Raw genomic sequence first — 17964 nt, 5'->3', positions numbered from 1 at the left:
AACTCGCGACCCCGACCTTGGCAAGGTCGTGCTCTACCAACTGAGCTATTCCCGCGTTACTGCTTTTTTGCCATATTTCGATGGCGTCGTAATTTGCATTTCTGCGTCGTTACGGGAGGCGCATTATACGAGAATTCGATTCACCTGCAACCCCCTGGCGAGCACTTTTTTTCGTTTTTTGTTTGAATGGACATTTTCTCGCCACACAGCCCACTGAATTGTATAAATAACCGCCATAATTAGCAAAATATCTTTTTACCCCCGCGCGAATGGCGCAAAATCGCCCGCATGACACCGCGGAGGTTATCCGCGAAAAGGTCCACCATGACGACAATCAGGGATTCAGAATGAAAAAAGCGCTTACCGTCCTGCTGCTGACCACATCCTTCATCGGAACGGCTTCTGCCGAGACGCTCCATTTTGGCACCACAACCGCCAATCCGCCGTTTGAGACCGTCAAAGGCAAAGGCCAGGCAACGGGTTTCGACATTGATTTGGCCAATGCGCTGTGTAAGCAGATGCAAGCGGAATGCAAATTCACGCCGCAGCGCTTTGATACCCTCATTCCGGCGCTGCGCTTTAAAAAGTTCGACGCCATTATCGCCGGCATTGAAGTGTTGCCGATGCGTGAAAAGCAGGTCGCCTTCAGCCAACCTTATCGCCAGGAGCTATCCGGCGTGGTAGTCACGGCAAAAGACGCCGCCCACGGGTTTGCCGACCTGCAGGGTAAAAAGCTCGCCGTGGTCAAAGGCAGCGTTCATCAGCGTTATCTACGCGATAAACAAAAAGGCATTCAAGCCGTCGCCTTTGACAGCGATAGCGACGCGCTGGCGGCGTTGAAAAGCGGCGAAGTCGACGGCGCGATCGGCGATTTAGCGACGATGGACAAGTGGCTGGCGGAGAATCCTGATTACGCCGAGATGAAAGAGCGCGCCACCGACCCGGCCTACTACGGCAAACAATATGCCATCGCGGTACGCAAAGACGACCCGGAGTTGCTTAAGCAGATTAATGACGCGCTGGAGGTCGTGAAGGCGTCGCCGGAGTTCCAGCAGATGGAACAGAAATGGTTTAAGTAAGGCAGCAAAAAGAACGGGGCCATGAAGGCCCCGTTTACGCTTCAGAGCTTAATAAAATGCTCGCGATAATAGGCTAACTCGGCGACGGATTCGCGGATATCGTCCATGGCCTGGTGAGTGCCCTGCTTTTTAAACCCATCAAGGATTTCCGGCTTCCAGCGGCGCGCCAGCTCTTTTAGGGTGCTGACGTCGAGATAGCGATAATGGAAGTAAGCTTCCAGTTGCGGCATATATTTGAACAGGAAGCGGCGGTCCTGACCGATGCTGTTGCCACAAATTGGCGATTTCCCTGCCGGCACCCACTGCTTGAGAAACTCAATAGTGGCCAGTTCCGCTTCGCGGTCGCCCACGGTACTGGCCTTCACGCGATCGACCAGCCCGCTGCCGGTATGAGTACGCACGTTCCATTCGTCCATCAGAGCCAGCTGAGCATCAGACTGGTGCACGGCAATGGTTGGGCCTTCTGCCAGAATATTCAGATTCGCGTCGGTGACCAGGGTGGCGATTTCGATAATGCGATCGCGCTCGGGATCCAGCCCCGTCATCTCAAGATCGATCCAAATCAGGTTGTTTTCATCTGCACTCATGCTATTTTCCACCCTTCTTGCGTGACTATATTCATCTAAAATAGCGTGTATCATAGAGGTTTTGCCCCATCAGGGCGACCAGGAGCCAGTTCGATTGAGTAAAAATAAGCTCTCCAAAGGCCAGCAGCGCCGCGTCAAGGCCAACCACCAGCGCCGCCTGAAAACGACTTCGGAGAAGGCCGACTACGATGACAACCTGTTTGGCGAGCCTTCAGAAGGCATCGTCATCAGCCGTTTTGGTATGCATGCCGATGTCGAATCCGCGGATGGCACGACCCACCGCTGCAACATTCGCCGGACCATTCGTTCCCTGGTGACCGGCGACCGCGTGGTCTGGCGGCCAGGTAAAGACGCAGCCGACGGGGTCAACGTCAAAGGTATCGTCGAAGCGGTACATGAACGCGCCTCGGTGCTGACGCGCCCGGACTTTTACGACGGCGTGAAGCCTATCGCGGCAAATATCGACCAAATCGTGGTGGTTTCGGCCATTTTACCCGAACTGTCGCTCAATATTATCGACCGCTATCTGGTGGCCTGCGAAGCACAGAATATCGAACCGCTGCTGGTACTGAATAAGATAGATCTGCTGGACGATGACGGCATGGCCTTCGTCAACGAGCAGATGGATATCTATCGCCAGATCGGTTATCCGGTATTGATGGTGTCCAGCCATACTCAGGACGGCCTGAAGCCGCTTGAAGAGGCGCTGACCGGGCGCATCAGTATTTTTGCCGGCCAGTCCGGGGTGGGTAAATCCAGCCTGCTGAACACGCTGCTGGGACTGCGGGATGAGCAAATCCTGACGAACGACGTCTCCGATGTTTCAGGGCTCGGCCAGCACACCACCACCGCCGCGCGTCTTTATCACTTCCCGCACGGCGGCGATGTGATCGACTCCCCGGGCGTCCGCGAGTTTGGCCTGTGGCATCTTGATGCGGAACAAATCACCAACGGCTTTGTCGAATTCCATGATTATTTAGGCCATTGCAAGTATCGCGACTGCAAGCACGACACCGATCCGGGCTGCGCCATTCGCGAAGCGGTAGAAAAAGGCGCCATCGCCGAAAGCCGTTTCGCCAACTATCACCGCATCCTGGAAAGTATGGAACAGGTGCAGGTAAAAACGCGTAAAAGCTTTTCATCAACCGACGACTGACATTTAAGCTGTCGTCGCTATACGTACTCGCTTTGCCAGCACAACGGCGCGGATACAATTCGCTGAAGTTTACGTATAGAATCGTCCCCCTTTTCAGTACCCCGCGCCAAAGCGGGGTCAGGAACGACAATTAACGGCCTGGAGGCTACCTTGTTAAACTCGTTTAAACTCTCGCTACAATACATTCTGCCTAAACTGTGGCTCACCCGCCTCGCAGGCTGGGGGGCAAGTAAACGAGCAGGCTGGCTGACTAAACTGGTTATCGATCTGTTCGTCAAATACTACAAGGTCGATATGAAAGAGGCGCAGAAGCCAGATACCGCCGCTTACCGCACCTTTAACGACTTCTTCGTTCGCCCGCTGCGTGACGATGTTCGCCCGCTCAACACCGATCCCAACGTGCTGGTGATGCCGGCTGACGGCGTTATCAGCCAGCTTGGCGCTATCGAAGATGACAAAATTCTGCAGGCCAAAGGCCACAATTACACCCTGGAAGCCCTGCTGGCGGGTAACTACCAGATGGCTGACCTGTTCCGTAACGGTAGTTTCGCCACCACTTACCTGTCGCCGCGCGACTATCACCGCGTGCATATGCCGTGCAACGGTATCCTGCGTGAGATGATCTATGTCCCGGGCGATCTGTTCTCGGTAAACCACCTGACCGCGCAAAACGTACCGAACCTGTTTGCCCGCAACGAGCGCGTCATCTGCCTGTTCGATACTGAATTCGGCCCGATGGCGCAGATTCTGGTCGGCGCAACGATTGTTGGCAGCATCGAGACCGTCTGGTCCGGCACCGTGACGCCGCCGCGGGAAGGCATTATCAAGCGCTGGACCTGGCCTGCAGGCGAAAGCGAAGGCTCCGTTGCGCTGCTGAAGGGCCAGGAGATGGGTCGCTTTAAACTGGGCTCCACGGTGATTAACCTGTTTGCGCCAGGCCAGGTGAAGCTGGTTGAACAACTGCAAAGCCTGTCAGTCACCAAAATCGGCGAACCGCTGGCAACGGCCGTAGAAACTGATATCTCCGTGGAACCTGCGCCGTTGCCGGAAGAAGAGATCCGCGCCGAACACCGCGCCAGCCCGCTGGTTGACGATAAACAAGACGAAGGTTAATTCCTGACGACAAAGGGTTACGCCGTGCGCCTGATATACACTTTTCTGTTGGCCTTGAGCCTCAGCTTCGGGGCGTACGCAGCGACGGCCCCGGACGTCAAGCAAATTACCCAGGAACTGGAACAGGCGAAGGCGGCGAAACCCGCCCAGCCTGAAACCGTAGAGGTCCTGCAAGCCGCGTTGAATGCGCTGGAGGAACGCAATGCCTCCGTTGAGCGCGCTCGCCAGTACCAGGATGTCATCGATAATTTTCCCAAACTGTTTCAAACTCTCCGCGCCCAGTTAGCGAATGTCAGCGAAACGCCGCACCAGGTACCTACCGCCCTCACCGCCGACGCGCTGAATCAGGAGATCCTGCAGGTCAGCAGCCAGCTTCTGGAAGCCAGCCGCCAGGCGCAGCAGGAGCAGGATCGGGCGCGGGAAATTGCCGACTCTCTCAACCAATTGCCTCAACAGCAAACCGACGCCCGCCGCAAGCTTAATGAGATTGAACGTCGCGTCGGCGCGCAGCCCGGCAATACGCCGCTGGCGCAGGCGCAAAATCTCGGTCTGCAGGCGGAATCCGCGCGTCTGAAAGCGCTGGTCGACGAGCTGGATCTGGCCCAACTCTCCGCTAACAACCGCCAGGAGCTGTCGCGCATCCGCTCTGAGCTGGCGCAGAAACAGAGCGAACAACTCGATGCCTACCTGCAGGCGCTGCGCAATCAGCAGAACAGCCAGCGCCAACGCGAAGCGGAAAAGGCGCTGGAAAGTACTGAGCTGCTGGCGGAAAACAGCGAAAACCTGCCGCCGGGGATCATCGACCAGTTCAAAATCAACCGCGAGCTGTCGCAGGCGCTCAATCAGCAGGTCCAGCGCCTGGATCTGGTAGCCTCGCAGCAGCGACAAGCCACTAATCAAACGCTCCAGGTGCGCCAGGCGCTGAACACCCTGCGCGAACAGTCGCAGTGGCTGGGATCATCGAATCTACTGGGCGAAGCGCTGCGCGCTCAGGTCGCCCGTCTGCCCGAGCGCCCGCGCCCACAGCAGTTAGATACTGAAACGGCCCAGTTGCGCGTGCAGCGCTTGCATTACGAAGACCTGCTCAGCAAGCAGGCGCAGCTACGGCTGATTCGCCAGGCCGACGGCGAACCGCTCACCGCGGAACAAAACCGCATCCTGCAGGCGCAACTGCGCACCCAGAGCGAGCTGCTTAACTCGCTGCTGCGCGGCGGCGATACCTTGCTGCTCGAACTGACGAAACTGAAAGTCGCCAACGGCCAGTTAGAAGACGCGCTGAAAGAGATTAACGAAGCAACCCACCGCTATCTGTTCTGGACCTCGGACGTCAGCCCAATTGGCTTCTCCTGGCCGCTGGAAGTGGTGCAGGATCTGCGTCGTCTGATCTCGCTTGATACCATCAACCAGCTCGGCAAGGCCAGCGTCATGATGCTGACCAGCAAAGAGACGCTGTTCCCGCTGTTTGGCGCGCTGGTGCTGGTGGGCTTCAGTATCTATTCGCGCCGCCACTTTACCCGCTTCCTTGAGCGCTCCAGCGCGCGGATTGGCAAGGTGACTCAGGATCATTTCTGGCTGACGCTGCGTACCGTGTTCTGGTCAATTCTGGTGGCTTCGCCGCTGCCGGTATTGTGGATGACGCTCGGCTACGGATTGCAGGCGGCCTGGCCCTTCCCGCTGGCGGTCGCCATTGGCGACGGCGTGACCGCCACCGTGCCGCTGCTGTGGGTAGTGATGATTTGCGCTACCTTCGCCCGGCCGAATGGATTGTTCATCGCCCACTTCGGTTGGCCGCGTAACCGTGTCGCCAAAGCCATGCGCTACTACCTGATGAGCATTGGCCTGATTGTGCCGCTGATAATGGCGCTGATCATGTTTGATAACCTCAACGACCGCGAATTCTCCGCCTCGCTGGGCCGCTTGTGCTTCATGCTGATATGCGGCGCGCTGGCGCTGGTTACGCTGAGCCTGAAACACGCCGGGATCCCGCTGTATCTTGATAAAGCGGGCGACGGCGAGAACATGGTGAACCGTCTGCTGTGGAACCTGCTGCTCGGCGCGCCGCTAATCGCGATGCTGGCGGCGGCGGTGGGCTATCTTGCCACCTCGCAGGCACTACTGGCGCGACTGGAAACCTCGGTCGCCATCTGGTTCCTGCTGTTGGTGGTTTACCATATTATTCGCCGTTGGATGTTGATTCAGCGTCGGCGTCTGGCCTTCGATCGCGCCAAACACCGCCGTGCGGAAATCCTCGCCCAGCGCGCCCGCGGCGAAGAAGATACCGCCCACTCCACCAGCACCGAAGGCTCGGTCGAAGCGGAAGTCAGCGAAGTCGACCTCGACGCCATCAGTACCCAGTCCCTGCGCCTGGTCCGCTCGCTGCTGATGCTGATAGCCTTGCTGTCGGTGATTATTCTGTGGTCGGAAATTCATTCGGCATTCGGCTTCCTCGAAAATATCTCGCTATGGGATGTGACCTCCACGGTACAGGGCGTCGAAAGTCTTGAGCCTATTACCCTCGGCGCCGTACTGATTGCCATTCTGGTGCTGATTATCACCACCCAGCTGGTGCGCAATCTCCCGGCGCTGCTGGAGCTGGCGATTCTGCAACATCTGGATTTGACGCCGGGTACCGGCTACGCCATCACCACCATCACCAAATATCTGTTGATGCTAATTGGCGGGCTGGTCGGCTTCTCGATGATTGGTATTGAGTGGTCGAAACTGCAGTGGCTGGTGGCGGCGCTCAGCGTCGGTCTTGGTTTTGGTCTACAGGAAATTTTCGCCAACTTTATCTCCGGCCTGATCATCCTGTTTGAGAAACCGATCCGTATCGGCGATACGGTCACTATCCGCAGCCTGACCGGTAGCGTGACGAAAATAAATACCCGCGCCACCACCATCAGCGACTGGGACCGCAAAGAGATCATTGTGCCGAACAAAGCGTTCATCACCGAACAGTTCATCAACTGGTCGCTGTCGGATTCGGTCACTCGTGTGGTGTTGACTATCCCGGCGCCCGCGGAGGCCAATACGGAAGAGGTCACGCAGATTCTGTTGACCGCCGCTCATCGCTGCTCGCTAGTGATTGATACCCCGGCGCCGGAAGCGTTTCTCGTTGACCTGCAGCAGGGGATTCAGATTTTCGAGCTGCGTATTTACGCCGCCGAGATGGGACACCGTATGCCGCTGCGTCATGAGCTACATCAGCTGATTCTGGCGGGTTACCGCGCGCATGGCATCGACATGCCGTTCCCGCCGTTCCAGATGCGTCTGGAAAGCCTGGATGGCCTACGCAGCAGCCAGCCGCTGAACTCAGCGGGTAAAAGCAGCCGTACGCCAGGAAGTTTGTAAGCACTAACTAGCCCGGTGAGCGCTTCACCGGGCATTCTCTTTCTTAACCCTCCGCCAGCGCTACCTGTACCGCCGTTCTCTGACGATAGTTCTCGTAGATCCCTAGCGCCAGTAGCGAGAAGAAAATCGGCCCGCCGACCATCCACAGCGTACTGTTCCAGTCGCCGGAATCCATCACCGGCTGAATAACGGTGAAGATATTGGCGAACGCTACCACCAGTACCACTATCGTCGTCGCCAGCAGCGTACTTATGCGGCTTTTGAACATCACAAATGGACGATCGAGAACGGCTTTGGCCTTAAAGAACGGGAACGCGATCGCCAGGAACAGATACGGCAAGGTCATCGAGACGTTCACCATCAGCGTTAGCTTGTTATAAAACGCCGAGGCGGTATCGCCGCCGAAGGAGACCAGCAGAATAAACAGACTCACCAGCAGACACTGCAGCCACATGGCGTTAGCCGGCATGCCGTTGGCGTTGACTTTGGTCATCATCGTCGGCCACAGCGCTTTCGGCGTCCCCTGAATAATCGCCTTCAGCGGCGAATAGCTCAGGGTGAAGAATGCGCCGGTATAGGCCAGGAACATCGACAGCCCGGTAATGCGTGCAAACCATACGCCGGTCAGCGCCGCCGCCTGCGGCGACAGATGAAGCGCTTGCCCAAGCGTTGCGCCAAGGCTGGTCATCAACACATAGGTGATATTGCCGAGGTTGGTACTGTGGTTGCTCAATACCTGCTGCCAGTTGGCGCTGACGCCCCACAGCACGATGGCCAGCGAGTAGCCGATCGAAATCACCAGCGCGGCGATAATAATACCTTTGGCAAAGTTCTTTTCCGGCTTCTCGGTTTTATCCACCAGCCCGCCGACCGCTTCAATTCCGCCGTAGGCGAAAATGGCGAACACCACGAAAGAGAGCATCGCCAGCCCCGATTGATATCCTGGGTTCGGCGACGCCGTGAAATCCAGCGATTGTGCGAAATGGCCGCCGTTCAGCAGCAGAATCGCCCCACTCACCAGCAGAAGCACCAGGTTCAGGCACATCACCGCGATGCCACCGACGGCGGTAATTTTGGCAATCTTATTTATCCCTTTCGCCGCCACCAGCGTCACCAGCACCATCCAGCAGGCGGCCAGCACGCCGACGGTTTGCGTCGAGGTTAAGCCGGCAAAAGCCCAGCTCTGGGTTTTATCCGCGCCGAAGAGAAAGGTCGAAAAAGGGACCCAAATTTTCGCCGCGGTGCTGACCATCCACACCACATAAGAGGAAAACCACATAAAGGTGCCGATAAACGCAAAGCGCGGCCCGACGCTGCGGTTCATCCACGAATAGATCCCGCCCTCTTCCTTACGATATGCCGAGCCCATCTCCGCCATCATTAAGGCGAAAGGAATAAAGAAAAACAGCGCCGAGAAAAGATAAAACGGCATCGCGCTATAACCCATCAGATAAAACGCCGAAGGGCTGTTGGCAAAGCCAAACACCGAAGTAAAGATCATTAATATCAGCCCAATCAGGCTCATCTTCTTGATTTGTTGAGGCATAAATCGATCCAAACGTGAGCGTCGCCGAACGGCGTCGCCAGGTAAGCAGAAATTGAACGCGGATCCTAGCAATAATCCAGTTTGAAATTGTGGTTATTAGGGCTAATGCAGCGGGGAGAACTGTAAAAATCTTTGAATGAAGGGGAAAACGCTAACGGCGGGAAACAGCTTCCCTCTCCTCATGAAAGGGAAGCGCAGTTCATCAGGCGCGATCGACGGTGAATGAGATCACTTCGCCGATGGTCTCTACACCTAACGCCAGCATCACCAAGCGATCGACGCCCAGCGCGACGCCGGAACAATCCGGCAGGCCGGCTTCCAGCGCAGCCAGCAGATTATAGTCGATGGGCTGCTCCGGCAGGCCGCGGGCCGCACGTTTGCGGTTGTCCTGCTCAAAACGCTGCTGCTGTTCGCGCGCGTCGGTCAATTCATGGAAACCGTTCGCCAGTTCCATCCCCTTGTAGTAGACCTCGAAGCGCTCGGCGACGCGGTGATCTTCGGTGCTGATCTGCGCCAGCGAAGCCTGGCTTGCCGGGAAGTGATAGACGAACGTCGGACGTTCTTTACCGATGTGCGGCTCTACGCCCATGGCGAACAGCAACTGCAGCAGCGTATCGCGATCTTCTTCCGTATCAGCGATATTACTGAGATCGAGCTTTGCCGCCACTTCGCGCAGCTGGGTTTTATCTGCCGAGAGCGGATCGATCTCCAGATAGCGCTGGAAGGCCTGTTGATAAGAGAGGCTTTCCGCGGGTTGGCACTCGAGCACCTGCTGCAGTAAATCGTCAACTTCGTTAATCAGACGATACATGTCGTAGCACGGACGGTACCACTCCAGCATGGTGAACTCTGGATTGTGGTGACGGCCCATCTCTTCATTACGGAAGCTTCGGCACAGCTGAAATACCGGCCCACACCCGGCGGCCAGCAGCCGCTTCATGTGGTATTCCGGGCTGGTCATCAGATACAGATTCAGACCCTGAGAGTGGCCGGGGCCGACGAAACGGGTTTCAAACGGGAACATGTGGATATCGGTCACCGTTGCCTGACTCATACAAGGCGTTTCCACCTCCAGCACGCCGCGGTCGGTAAAGAAACGGCGAATTTCCGCCATTACAGCCGCACGTTTTAACAGATTTGGAATGGATGCGCTCGGCTGCCAGGTTGCCGTCTCGCTCATGGTACTTTTCTCCGATTTCATACAAGGGCACGAAGTCTACTCGCAACCGTCGAGTGAAACAAATTTTGTGCAATCCGGCGGCGATATTACATCCTGATAATTTATTGCTAACTTAATTGCATAAATAAAATTGATAAATTAGCGCACGGATTGATAAAAAAATCGAACGCGTCAATTTTCCCCACCATCCCTATGGCTATACTCATTTACCTATAAAGGAGCAGTGATACTTTTTCGCCAGCCCGGCGGCGAAATACACAAAAACTGGAGGAATGTCGTGCAAACTTTTCAAGCCGATCTTGTCGTCATTGGCGCAGGCGGAGCAGGTCTTCGCGCAGCCATCGCCGCTGCGCAGGCTAATCCAAAAGCCAAAATCGCACTGATTTCAAAAGTCTATCCAATGCGTAGCCATACCGTCGCCGCCGAAGGCGGTTCTGCGGCGGTCGCGCAGGATCACGATAGCTTTGAATACCATTTTCACGACACCGTCGCCGGCGGCGACTGGCTCTGTGAACAGGATGTTGTAGACTATTTCGTACATCACTGCCCCACGGAAATGACCCAGCTTGAGCTGTGGGGTTGCCCGTGGAGCCGCCGCCCGGATGGCAGCGTCAACGTTCGCCGCTTCGGCGGGATGAAAATCGAACGTACTTGGTTCGCCGCCGATAAAACCGGCTTCCATATGCTGCATACCCTCTTCCAGACCTCCCTCCAGTTCCCGCAAATTCAACGTTTCGACGAGCACTTCGTGCTGGATATTCTCGTCGATGACGGCCAGGCCCGCGGCCTGGTGGCAATGAATATGATGGAAGGCACGCTGGTGCAAATTCGCGCCAATGCGGTCGTCATGGCTACCGGCGGCGCTGGCCGCGTCTATCGCTATAACACCAACGGCGGCATCGTCACCGGCGATGGCATGGGCATGGCGCTGGGCCACGGCGTCCCGCTGCGCGACATGGAGTTTGTCCAGTATCACCCAACCGGCCTGCCGGGATCGGGGATCCTGATGACCGAAGGCTGCCGCGGCGAAGGCGGTATTCTGGTGAATAAAAACGGCTATCGCTACCTGCAGGATTACGGTATGGGGCCGGAAACGCCGCTCGGCGAGCCGAAAAACAAATACATGGAACTCGGCCCGCGCGATAAAGTCTCTCAGGCCTTCTGGCACGAGTGGCGCAAAGGCAACACCATTCCGACGCCGCGCGGCGATGTGGTTTATCTGGACCTGCGCCATCTTGGCGAGAAGAAACTGCTTGAACGCCTACCGTTCATCTGCGAGCTGGCGAAAGCCTATGTCGGCGTCGATCCGGTGAAAGAGCCCATTCCGGTGCGCCCGACCGCCCACTACACCATGGGGGGTATCGAGACCGACCAGCAGTGCGAAACCCGCATCAAGGGCCTGTTCGCCGTGGGCGAATGTTCCTCCGTCGGCCTGCACGGCGCCAACCGTCTGGGATCCAACTCGCTCGCCGAGCTGGTGGTCTTTGGCCGCCTTGCCGGTGAGCAAGCTATGCAGCGCGCAATGGCCGCGGGCGAAGCCAACAACGCGGCGCTGGATGCGCAGGTCAACGACGTTGAAAACCGTCTGAAAGACCTCGTCAATCAACAAGGCAATGAAAACTGGGCCAAAATCCGCGATGAAATGGGTATGTCGATGGAAGAAGGCTGCGGTATTTATCGCACGCCGGAGCTGATGCAAAAAACCATCGATAAGCTGGCCGAGCTGCAGGAGCGCTTTAAGCGCGTGCGTATCACCGACACCTCCAGCGTGTTCAATACCGACCTGCTCTACACCATTGAGCTGGGCCATGGTCTCAACGTCGCCGAATGCATGGCGCACTCCGCTATCGCGCGTAAAGAGTCTCGCGGCGCCCATCAGCGTCTCGATGAAGGCTGCACTGAACGCGACGACGTCAATTTCCTCAAGCATACGCTCGCCTTCCGTGAGGCTGACGGCAGCACGCGCCTGGAGTATGGCGATGTGAAGATCACCACTCTGCCGCCGGCTAAACGCGTATATGGCGCCGAAGCGGAAGCCGCTGAGAAGAAGGAGACGACCCATGGCTGAGATGAAAAAACTGAAAATTGAAGTGGTGCGCTACAACCCGGAAGTCGACACCGCGCCGCACAGCGCCTTCTATGAAGTCCCTTACGACGAACAAACCTCGCTGCTCGACGCGCTGGGCTATATCAAAGATAACCTCGCGCCGGACTTAAGCTACCGCTGGTCGTGCCGCATGGCGATCTGCGGCTCCTGCGGCATGATGGTCAATAAGGTGCCAAAACTGGCCTGTAAAACCTTCCTGCGCGATTACAGCAAGGGTCTGAAGGTTGAAGCGCTGGCTAATTTCCCGATTGAGCGCGATCTGGTGGTCGATATGACCCACTTTATCGAAAGTCTGGAAGCGATTAAGCCGTACATCATCGGTAATGCGCGCACGCCGGATCAGGGGCCGAATAAACAGACCCCGGCGCAGATGGCGAAATACCATCAGTTCTCCGGCTGCATCAACTGCGGTCTGTGCTATGCCGCCTGTCCGCAGTTTGGTCTGAACCCGGAGTTCATTGGCCCGGCGGCGATCACCCTCGCCCATCGCTACAACGAAGACAGCCGCGACCACGGCAAAAAGGAACGTATGGCGCAGCTCAATGGCCAAAACGGCGTGTGGAGCTGTACTTTCGTCGGCTTCTGCTCCGAAGTTTGTCCGAAGCATGTCGACCCGGCGGCCGCCATTCAGCAGGGCAAGGTAGAAAGTTCGAAAGACTTCCTGATCGCCACCCTGAAACCACGCTAAGGAGTGCACTATGACGACTAAACGCAAACCCTACGTGCGGCCCATGACCTCCACCTGGTGGAAGAAGCTGCCGTTCTATCGCTTCTATATGCTGCGTGAAGGGACAGCGGTGCCGACGGTCTGGTTCAGCATCGTGCTGATTTACGGCTTATTCGCCCTCAAGCACGGCGCTGAAAGTTGGGAGGGCTATGTGGCATTCCTGCAAAACCCGATTGTGGTGATCCTCAACCTGATCACCCTTGCAGCGGCGCTGCTGCACACCAAAACCTGGTTTGAGCTGGCGCCGAAAGCCGCCAACATCATTATTAAAGGCGAGAAAATGGGGCCTGAGCCGCTGATTAAAGGGCTGTGGGCGGTTACGGCGCTGGTTAGCATCGTGATCCTGTTTGTCGCGCTGTTCTGGTAAGGAGGCTGATATGATTAATCCCAATCCAAAACGTTCCGATGAACCGGTGTTCTGGGGGCTGTTTGGCGCAGGCGGTATGTGGGGGGCGATTATCGCGCCGGTGATGGTGCTGCTGGTCGGCATTCTACTGCCGCTGGGGCTCGCGCCTGGCGATGCTTTCAGCTACGAACGCGTTTACGCCTTCGCCCATAGCTTCATCGGCCGCCTCTTTATCTTTCTGATGATTGTTTTGCCGCTGTGGTGCGGCTTGCACCGTATCCACCATGCGATGCACGACCTGAAAATCCACGTGCCGAACGGCAAATGGGTCTTCTATGGCCTGGCGGCGATTTTAACCGTCGTCACCCTGGTCGGCGTGTTATTTATCTGATGCAACATCTCGCCCGGTAGCAATCTGTTACCGGGCTCGCTTATCGACAAAATTGCCCTACTTTTTTCCTGCCGCTATCTACACTTAGAGAAAAAGCGGTAAGGAAGATACCTATGCGTCTGCTGCCAGTGTTAACCGTGGTTATCGCGTCATTGCTGAGCGTTGCGTGCAGCAATCCCGTTCCTCCCGCTGGCGTGACCGTCGTCAGCCCATTTGAAAGCCAACGCTTCCTCGGCACCTGGTATGAAATCGCCCGCTTCGATCATCATTTCGAAAGCGGGCTGGAAAAGGTCACCGCGACTTACAGTCTGCGCGGCGATGGCGGCATAGATGTGGTTAATAAAGGTTATAACCCCGAACGTGGGATCTGGCAGAAAACAGACGGCGTTGCCTGGTTCACCGGCGATCCCAACCGCGCGGCGCTGAAGATCTCTTTCTTCGGCCCCTTCTATGGCGGCTACAACGTGATTGCGCTGGATAAAGAGTACCGCCATGCGCTGGTTTGCGGCCCGGATCGCGATTACCTGTGGCTACTGGCGCGCACGCCGAAGATTTCGCCACAGGTGAAACAGCAGATGCTGGATATCGCCACCCGGCAGGGCTTCGACGTAAGCAAACTGATTTGGGTTAACCAGCGCTATTAATGCGCGCTGAGTTTCAGCCCGATAATGCCGATCACAATACAGGCGAGGCTCGCGATACGCATCGGGCTTGCGGATTCGCCCAGCAGCACGATGCCGGTTATCGCTGCGCCAACGGCGCCGATCCCGGTCCACACCGCATAGGCGGTACCCACCGGCAGTGATTTCATCGCCCACGATAACAGCGCCATACTGACGACCATAGCGGCTATGGTAATCACACTTGGCAGCAGGCGGCTAAATCCATGGGTATATTTGAGGCCGACGGCCCACACGACTTCCAGCAAACCGGCGATAAAGAGAATGATCCAGGACATAAGGCTCCAGTAATGGGGCCGTCCCCGGATGAGATACGCTCACGGGTCGTCCCGCAAGGTGGTTGAAAACGTCGGGATTATAATCAACGGCGCCTCCAATGTGAAGACCGGTACGGCGCGAGGCCGTACCGGTAATGTTTAATTCTGAGCTTTGGTCGCCGCACCAGAGATAGCGCTGCCGCCGTCAGAAATGTCTTCACCGATACCACGCGTGGTGTTACATGCGGTGAGCACAGAAGAAAGGACCAAAACAGTAAAGAACGCCGCAATCGTTTTTTTCACCATAATATCATCCTTATAAACAGTTTTTGTTTTCTTGCCCTATAAGCATAGCCAAACTGATTCAGAATGAAGGGATAGTCGCGTTTTTTAAGAGAAAAAGAGGTTCAGGCGGAACTTAGCAAGATGAATTCAGAGAATGAGAATGATCTAATGAAATGAGATTAGCTAACGGCGTGAGAAATGGCATGCCCCAACCCCTGGATATCTTCGCCAAAACCGCGGGCGGTATTGCATCCAGTAAGCAACGCGCCGCTGAGCAGCAGCAAGGCAAGAAGTTTGAGCGTCTGGTTCATGTTAGTCCCGGCGTGAAACTGAAGGCGCAGCAACCTGGCTGCGCCCACCGTCTCAAAGCATGAATTACTTCACGCGAGATACGTATTCGCCGGAGCGGGTATCTACTTTGATGACTTCGCCGATCTGAACGAACAGCGGAACTTTAACCACTGCGCCAGTGGACAGAGTCGCCGGCTTGCCGCCAGTACCTGCGGTATCGCCTTTCAGACCTGGATCGGTTTCAACGATTTCCAGTTCAACGAAGTTCGGCGGCGTGACAGCGATAGGCTGACCGTTCCACAGGGTAACGATGCACTCAGCCTGATCCAGCAGCCATTTCGCGTTGTCGCCGATAGCTTTAGCATCAGCAGACAGCTGTTCGAAGGTTTCGTTGTTCATGAAGTGCCAGAACTCACCATCGTTGTACAGGTAAGTCAGGTTCATATCGACAACGTCCGCGCCTTCTGCAGAGTCGGTGGACTTGAAGGTTTTTTCTACACGGGTGCCGGTCAGCAGGCGGCGCAGCTTAACGCGCGCAAACGCCTGGCCTTTACCTGGTTTAACGAATTCGCTGGCTTCAACCGCATACGGTTCGCCATCCATCATGATTTTAAGACCAGCACGAAAATCGTTGCTATAGTAAGTCGCCATAAGGCCCTCTGAAATTGTTTAACTTGGTAGCTAAGCCACAAAATGGCGCATATTGTAACCCTAAATACCCCATCCAGAGAAGATTGGATCACGCAACTTGCCGATGTTGTGACCAGTCCCGATGAACTATTGCATCTTTTAGATCTGGAAACAGATGCAAACCTATTGGCGGGACGCGATGCGAAGCGTCTCTTCGCGCTGCGCGTACCGCGCGCGTTTATCGCGCGTATGGAAAAAGGTAACCCAAACGATCCTCTTCTTCGTCAGGTACTTACCGCACAAGAAGAGTTTGTTGCCGCCCCAGGTTTCTCCACCGATCCGCTGGAAGAACAACACAGCGTTGTACCTGGCCTGTTGCATAAATATAGCAACCGGGCGCTATTGCTGGTGAAAGGCGGTTGTGCGATCAACTGCCGCTACTGCTTCCGCCGCCACTTCCCTTATGCCGAGAACCAGGGCAATAAACGCAACTGGCAGGCGGCGCTCGAGTACATAGCCGCCAATCCGCAGCTTGATGAAATTATTTTTTCCGGCGGCGATCCGCTCATGGCCAAAGACCATGAGCTTGACTGGTTGCTGACGGAACTGGAAGCGATCCCGCATATTAAACGGTTACGCATCCATAGCCGCTTGCCGATTGTCATACCGGCGCGGATCACCGAAGGGCTGGCGGCTCGCTTTAACACCTCATCGCTGCAGATACTGTTGGTCAACCATATTAATCATGCCAACGAGATCGGCCCGGAGTTCCGGGCAGCGATGGCGCGGCTGCGGCAAGCGCGCGTAACACTACTCAACCAAAGTGTTCTGTTACGCGGAGTTAACGACAATGCGCAAACCCTGGCGGACCTCAGCAATGCATTGTTCGACGCCGGGGTAATGCCCTACTACCTGCACGTGCTCGATAAAGTCCAGGGCGCAGCCCACTTCATGGTAGAAGATGAGGAAGCACGGGCGATCATGCGTGAGCTATTAACGCTGGTATCTGGTTATATGGTGCCAAGACTGGCACGTGAAATCGGCGGCGAACCGAGTAAAACGCCGCTGGATTTAGGTTTGAAACAACAGCCCTAGGCCCCTCTCTGCCGGCCCTGTCCGGCAGATACTTGAAAAGCATATTTTCCAGTTAAATATACCACTAGTTTTCCAGCCTTCGCCTGAATACAGTGCTTTCTTGAGCTTTATAATTATATATTAAGTACAATTTAAACGATGTAGTAATAATGTTTCTAATAAAATAACGAAAGGATATTAGTTACAGCCATAATTACGAACATAAGAATAAACCACATGGGTAATTTAAATGTTCTATCTCTTTTGTTTTCAATATAATTTTGGCGTTCATTGTTATTTATCTCTGGCACGCTATCTTCTATTGTTACAACCTTTTTTATTAAGGGGGTTATCTGGCAGGTAGACACTTCTTCCTCAGCTTTGACAACCGGTACGATCGAGGAACCAGTTGCAAGAATAAACCCACGCTGCCTGACAGTAACAATGATATCCTGTGATAACCCAGCCTTCAGCAGTGATTTTCTGAGCAATGATATGTTTTGATAAAAAGTATTTTGTGCGACGACAACCCCCCTTGTTTTCCAGACAGATTCCAGAAATTCTTCTCGAGAAATGATTCGTCCATTACTTTCAATTAACAATTGTAGACAACGTGCAGTTGGACCATTCAAGTTAATGCTTTCACCATTTCCATTAACAGGTCGTAACTCACTCATATTCACATCGAATATGACTTCATTATTAATAATGAACTCGCTAAATGCCATAATGCTTTTCCTTTTATTCATTAGTCACGTGAATTAAACATGAAGTTAATGAGATTCCATTTTTGAACTTGAGCAAATAGCCCTAAACAGCCCTGCCGTTAGATAGTTTCACATCTCAATCATTGGCTCTCCATTTTCGAACGGCGCTAAGGCCAACGTGACCTTTTAACGAAAAGGAAGCCAAGTATATTGTCGAACATTCATCACGTTAACGCAACTACTATTCAAGGAGATTAAAATGTGAAACGTTCCTCCCATCATTAAAATAGGTTATTCAATTAAAATTCACATGCATTTTACCTGCTTGCCAATTAAATTCCTCACTGCTCCCGTCTTACGCTAATTGCGGGCAAGTACCTGCATATTACAAGGGACACCAAAGGAGTAAAGAACGGGATAGTGTTAAGACTCAGCGTCAATTAACGGTTATTCAGTG

At 55.0% G+C, this 17964-nt stretch carries 19 protein-coding genes; 11 read left to right on the top strand and 8 right to left on the bottom strand.

Going from position 1 to position 17964, the window contains the following annotated elements:
- Nucleotides 1-217, top strand: a 217-nt coding sequence (locus ABLU86_RS21805; protein ID WP_205414710.1) for a hypothetical protein, incomplete at its 5' end; no start/stop codon positions are given.
- Nucleotides 218-347: 130 nt separating this feature from the next.
- Nucleotides 348-1079, top strand: a complete 732-nt coding sequence (locus ABLU86_RS21800) for an arginine ABC transporter substrate-binding protein (protein WP_260842086.1) — start codon at nt 348-350, stop codon at nt 1077-1079.
- 41 nt (nt 1080-1120) lie between these two features.
- Here the strand turns inward: ABLU86_RS21800 and orn are convergent, their stop codons facing one another.
- Nucleotides 1121-1666 carry an oligoribonuclease gene (gene orn / locus ABLU86_RS21795; protein WP_015368641.1) on the bottom strand — a complete coding sequence of 182 codons (546 nt, stop codon included), beginning with the start codon at nt 1664-1666 and terminating at the stop codon, nt 1121-1123.
- A gap of 94 nt (nt 1667-1760) precedes the next feature.
- Between orn and rsgA the strand changes: the two genes are divergently transcribed.
- The 3 genes from rsgA (at nt 1761) to mscM (ending at nt 7286) form a co-directional block, all read left to right on the top strand.
- A complete protein-coding gene (rsgA, locus tag ABLU86_RS21790; protein WP_015368642.1) occupies nt 1761-2822 on the top strand; it encodes a small ribosomal subunit biogenesis GTPase RsgA in 1062 nt (353 codons plus the stop codon).
- A gap of 150 nt (nt 2823-2972) precedes the next feature.
- Complete coding sequence (gene asd / locus ABLU86_RS21785; RefSeq protein WP_015368643.1) at nt 2973-3935, top strand: archaetidylserine decarboxylase; 963 nt, start codon at nt 2973-2975, stop codon at nt 3933-3935.
- A gap of 24 nt (nt 3936-3959) precedes the next feature.
- Complete coding sequence (mscM, locus tag ABLU86_RS21780) at nt 3960-7286, top strand: miniconductance mechanosensitive channel MscM (RefSeq protein ID WP_045367385.1); 3327 nt, start codon at nt 3960-3962, stop codon at nt 7284-7286.
- 43 nt (nt 7287-7329) lie between these two features.
- On the opposite strand, the gene yjeM is transcribed toward mscM, so the two are convergent.
- The gene (gene yjeM / locus ABLU86_RS21775; protein ID WP_348796331.1) at nt 7330-8832 is read right to left on the bottom strand and encodes a glutamate/gamma-aminobutyrate family transporter YjeM; all 1503 of its coding nucleotides are present in this window, start codon (nt 8830-8832) and stop codon (nt 7330-7332) included.
- A gap of 202 nt (nt 8833-9034) precedes the next feature.
- Nucleotides 9035-10012: an elongation factor P--(R)-beta-lysine ligase gene (gene epmA / locus ABLU86_RS21770; protein WP_015368646.1), complete on the bottom strand. Its 978-nt coding sequence runs from the start codon at nt 10010-10012 to the stop codon at nt 9035-9037.
- Between the two features lie 277 nt (nt 10013-10289).
- Between epmA and frdA the strand changes: the two genes are divergently transcribed.
- From frdA to ABLU86_RS21745, 5 genes are all read left to right on the top strand, one after another.
- Nucleotides 10290-12080 (top strand): fumarate reductase (quinol) flavoprotein subunit, encoded by a 1791-nt coding sequence (gene frdA, locus ABLU86_RS21765; RefSeq protein WP_032713498.1) that lies wholly within the window; start codon nt 10290-10292, stop codon nt 12078-12080.
- Entirely contained in the window at nt 12073-12807 is a 735-nt protein-coding gene (gene frdB / locus ABLU86_RS21760) for a fumarate reductase iron-sulfur protein (RefSeq protein ID WP_020079826.1), read from the top strand. Before frdA ends, frdB begins: the two co-directional genes overlap by 8 nt.
- 10 nt (nt 12808-12817) lie before the next feature.
- Nucleotides 12818-13213, top strand: a complete 396-nt coding sequence (gene frdC / locus ABLU86_RS21755; protein ID WP_015368649.1) for a fumarate reductase subunit FrdC — start codon at nt 12818-12820, stop codon at nt 13211-13213.
- Between the two features lie 10 nt (nt 13214-13223).
- Nucleotides 13224-13583 (top strand): fumarate reductase subunit FrdD, encoded by a 360-nt coding sequence (gene frdD, locus ABLU86_RS21750; protein WP_015368650.1) that lies wholly within the window; start codon nt 13224-13226, stop codon nt 13581-13583.
- A gap of 113 nt (nt 13584-13696) precedes the next feature.
- The gene (locus ABLU86_RS21745) at nt 13697-14227 is read left to right on the top strand and encodes a lipocalin family protein (protein WP_015368651.1); all 531 of its coding nucleotides are present in this window, start codon (nt 13697-13699) and stop codon (nt 14225-14227) included.
- Here the strand turns inward: ABLU86_RS21745 and sugE are convergent.
- The 4 genes from sugE to efp all read right to left on the bottom strand — a co-directional run bounded on the left by sugE (nt 14224) and on the right by efp (nt 15747).
- A complete protein-coding gene (gene sugE, locus ABLU86_RS21740; protein WP_015704154.1) occupies nt 14224-14541 on the bottom strand; it encodes a quaternary ammonium compound efflux SMR transporter SugE in 318 nt (105 codons plus the stop codon). The genes ABLU86_RS21745 and sugE overlap by 4 nt on opposite strands.
- 138 nt (nt 14542-14679) lie before the next feature.
- Complete coding sequence (gene ecnB, locus ABLU86_RS21735; RefSeq protein ID WP_015368653.1) at nt 14680-14826, bottom strand: lipoprotein toxin entericidin B; 147 nt, start codon at nt 14824-14826, stop codon at nt 14680-14682.
- A 158-nt stretch (nt 14827-14984) separates the two neighbouring features.
- A complete protein-coding gene (locus ABLU86_RS21730) occupies nt 14985-15116 on the bottom strand; it encodes an entericidin A/B family lipoprotein (RefSeq protein WP_015368654.1) in 132 nt (43 codons plus the stop codon).
- Between the two features lie 64 nt (nt 15117-15180).
- Nucleotides 15181-15747, bottom strand: a complete 567-nt coding sequence (gene efp, locus ABLU86_RS21725; RefSeq protein WP_003855940.1) for an elongation factor P — start codon at nt 15745-15747, stop codon at nt 15181-15183.
- A 42-nt stretch (nt 15748-15789) separates the two neighbouring features.
- Here efp and epmB point away from each other — a divergent pair, with 42 nt between their 5' ends.
- Nucleotides 15790-16821, top strand: coding sequence for an EF-P beta-lysylation protein EpmB (gene epmB, locus ABLU86_RS21720; RefSeq protein WP_163374596.1), 1032 nt, complete (start codon nt 15790-15792; stop codon nt 16819-16821).
- Nucleotides 16822-16976: 155 nt separating this feature from the next.
- On the opposite strand, the gene ABLU86_RS21715 is transcribed toward epmB, so the two are convergent.
- Complete coding sequence (locus ABLU86_RS21715) at nt 16977-17528, bottom strand: winged helix-turn-helix domain-containing protein (RefSeq protein ID WP_045367391.1); 552 nt, start codon at nt 17526-17528, stop codon at nt 16977-16979.
- Nucleotides 17529-17964 lie beyond the last annotated feature (436 nt).

It is taken from the genome of Klebsiella sp. JN_Kp121, from assembly GCF_040062145.1.
Classification (GTDB): Bacteria; Pseudomonadota; Gammaproteobacteria; order Enterobacterales; family Enterobacteriaceae; genus Klebsiella; species Klebsiella aerogenes.
The sequence above is the reverse complement of the archived record's forward strand: the minus strand, read 5'-3'. Positions and strand labels throughout refer to the sequence as shown.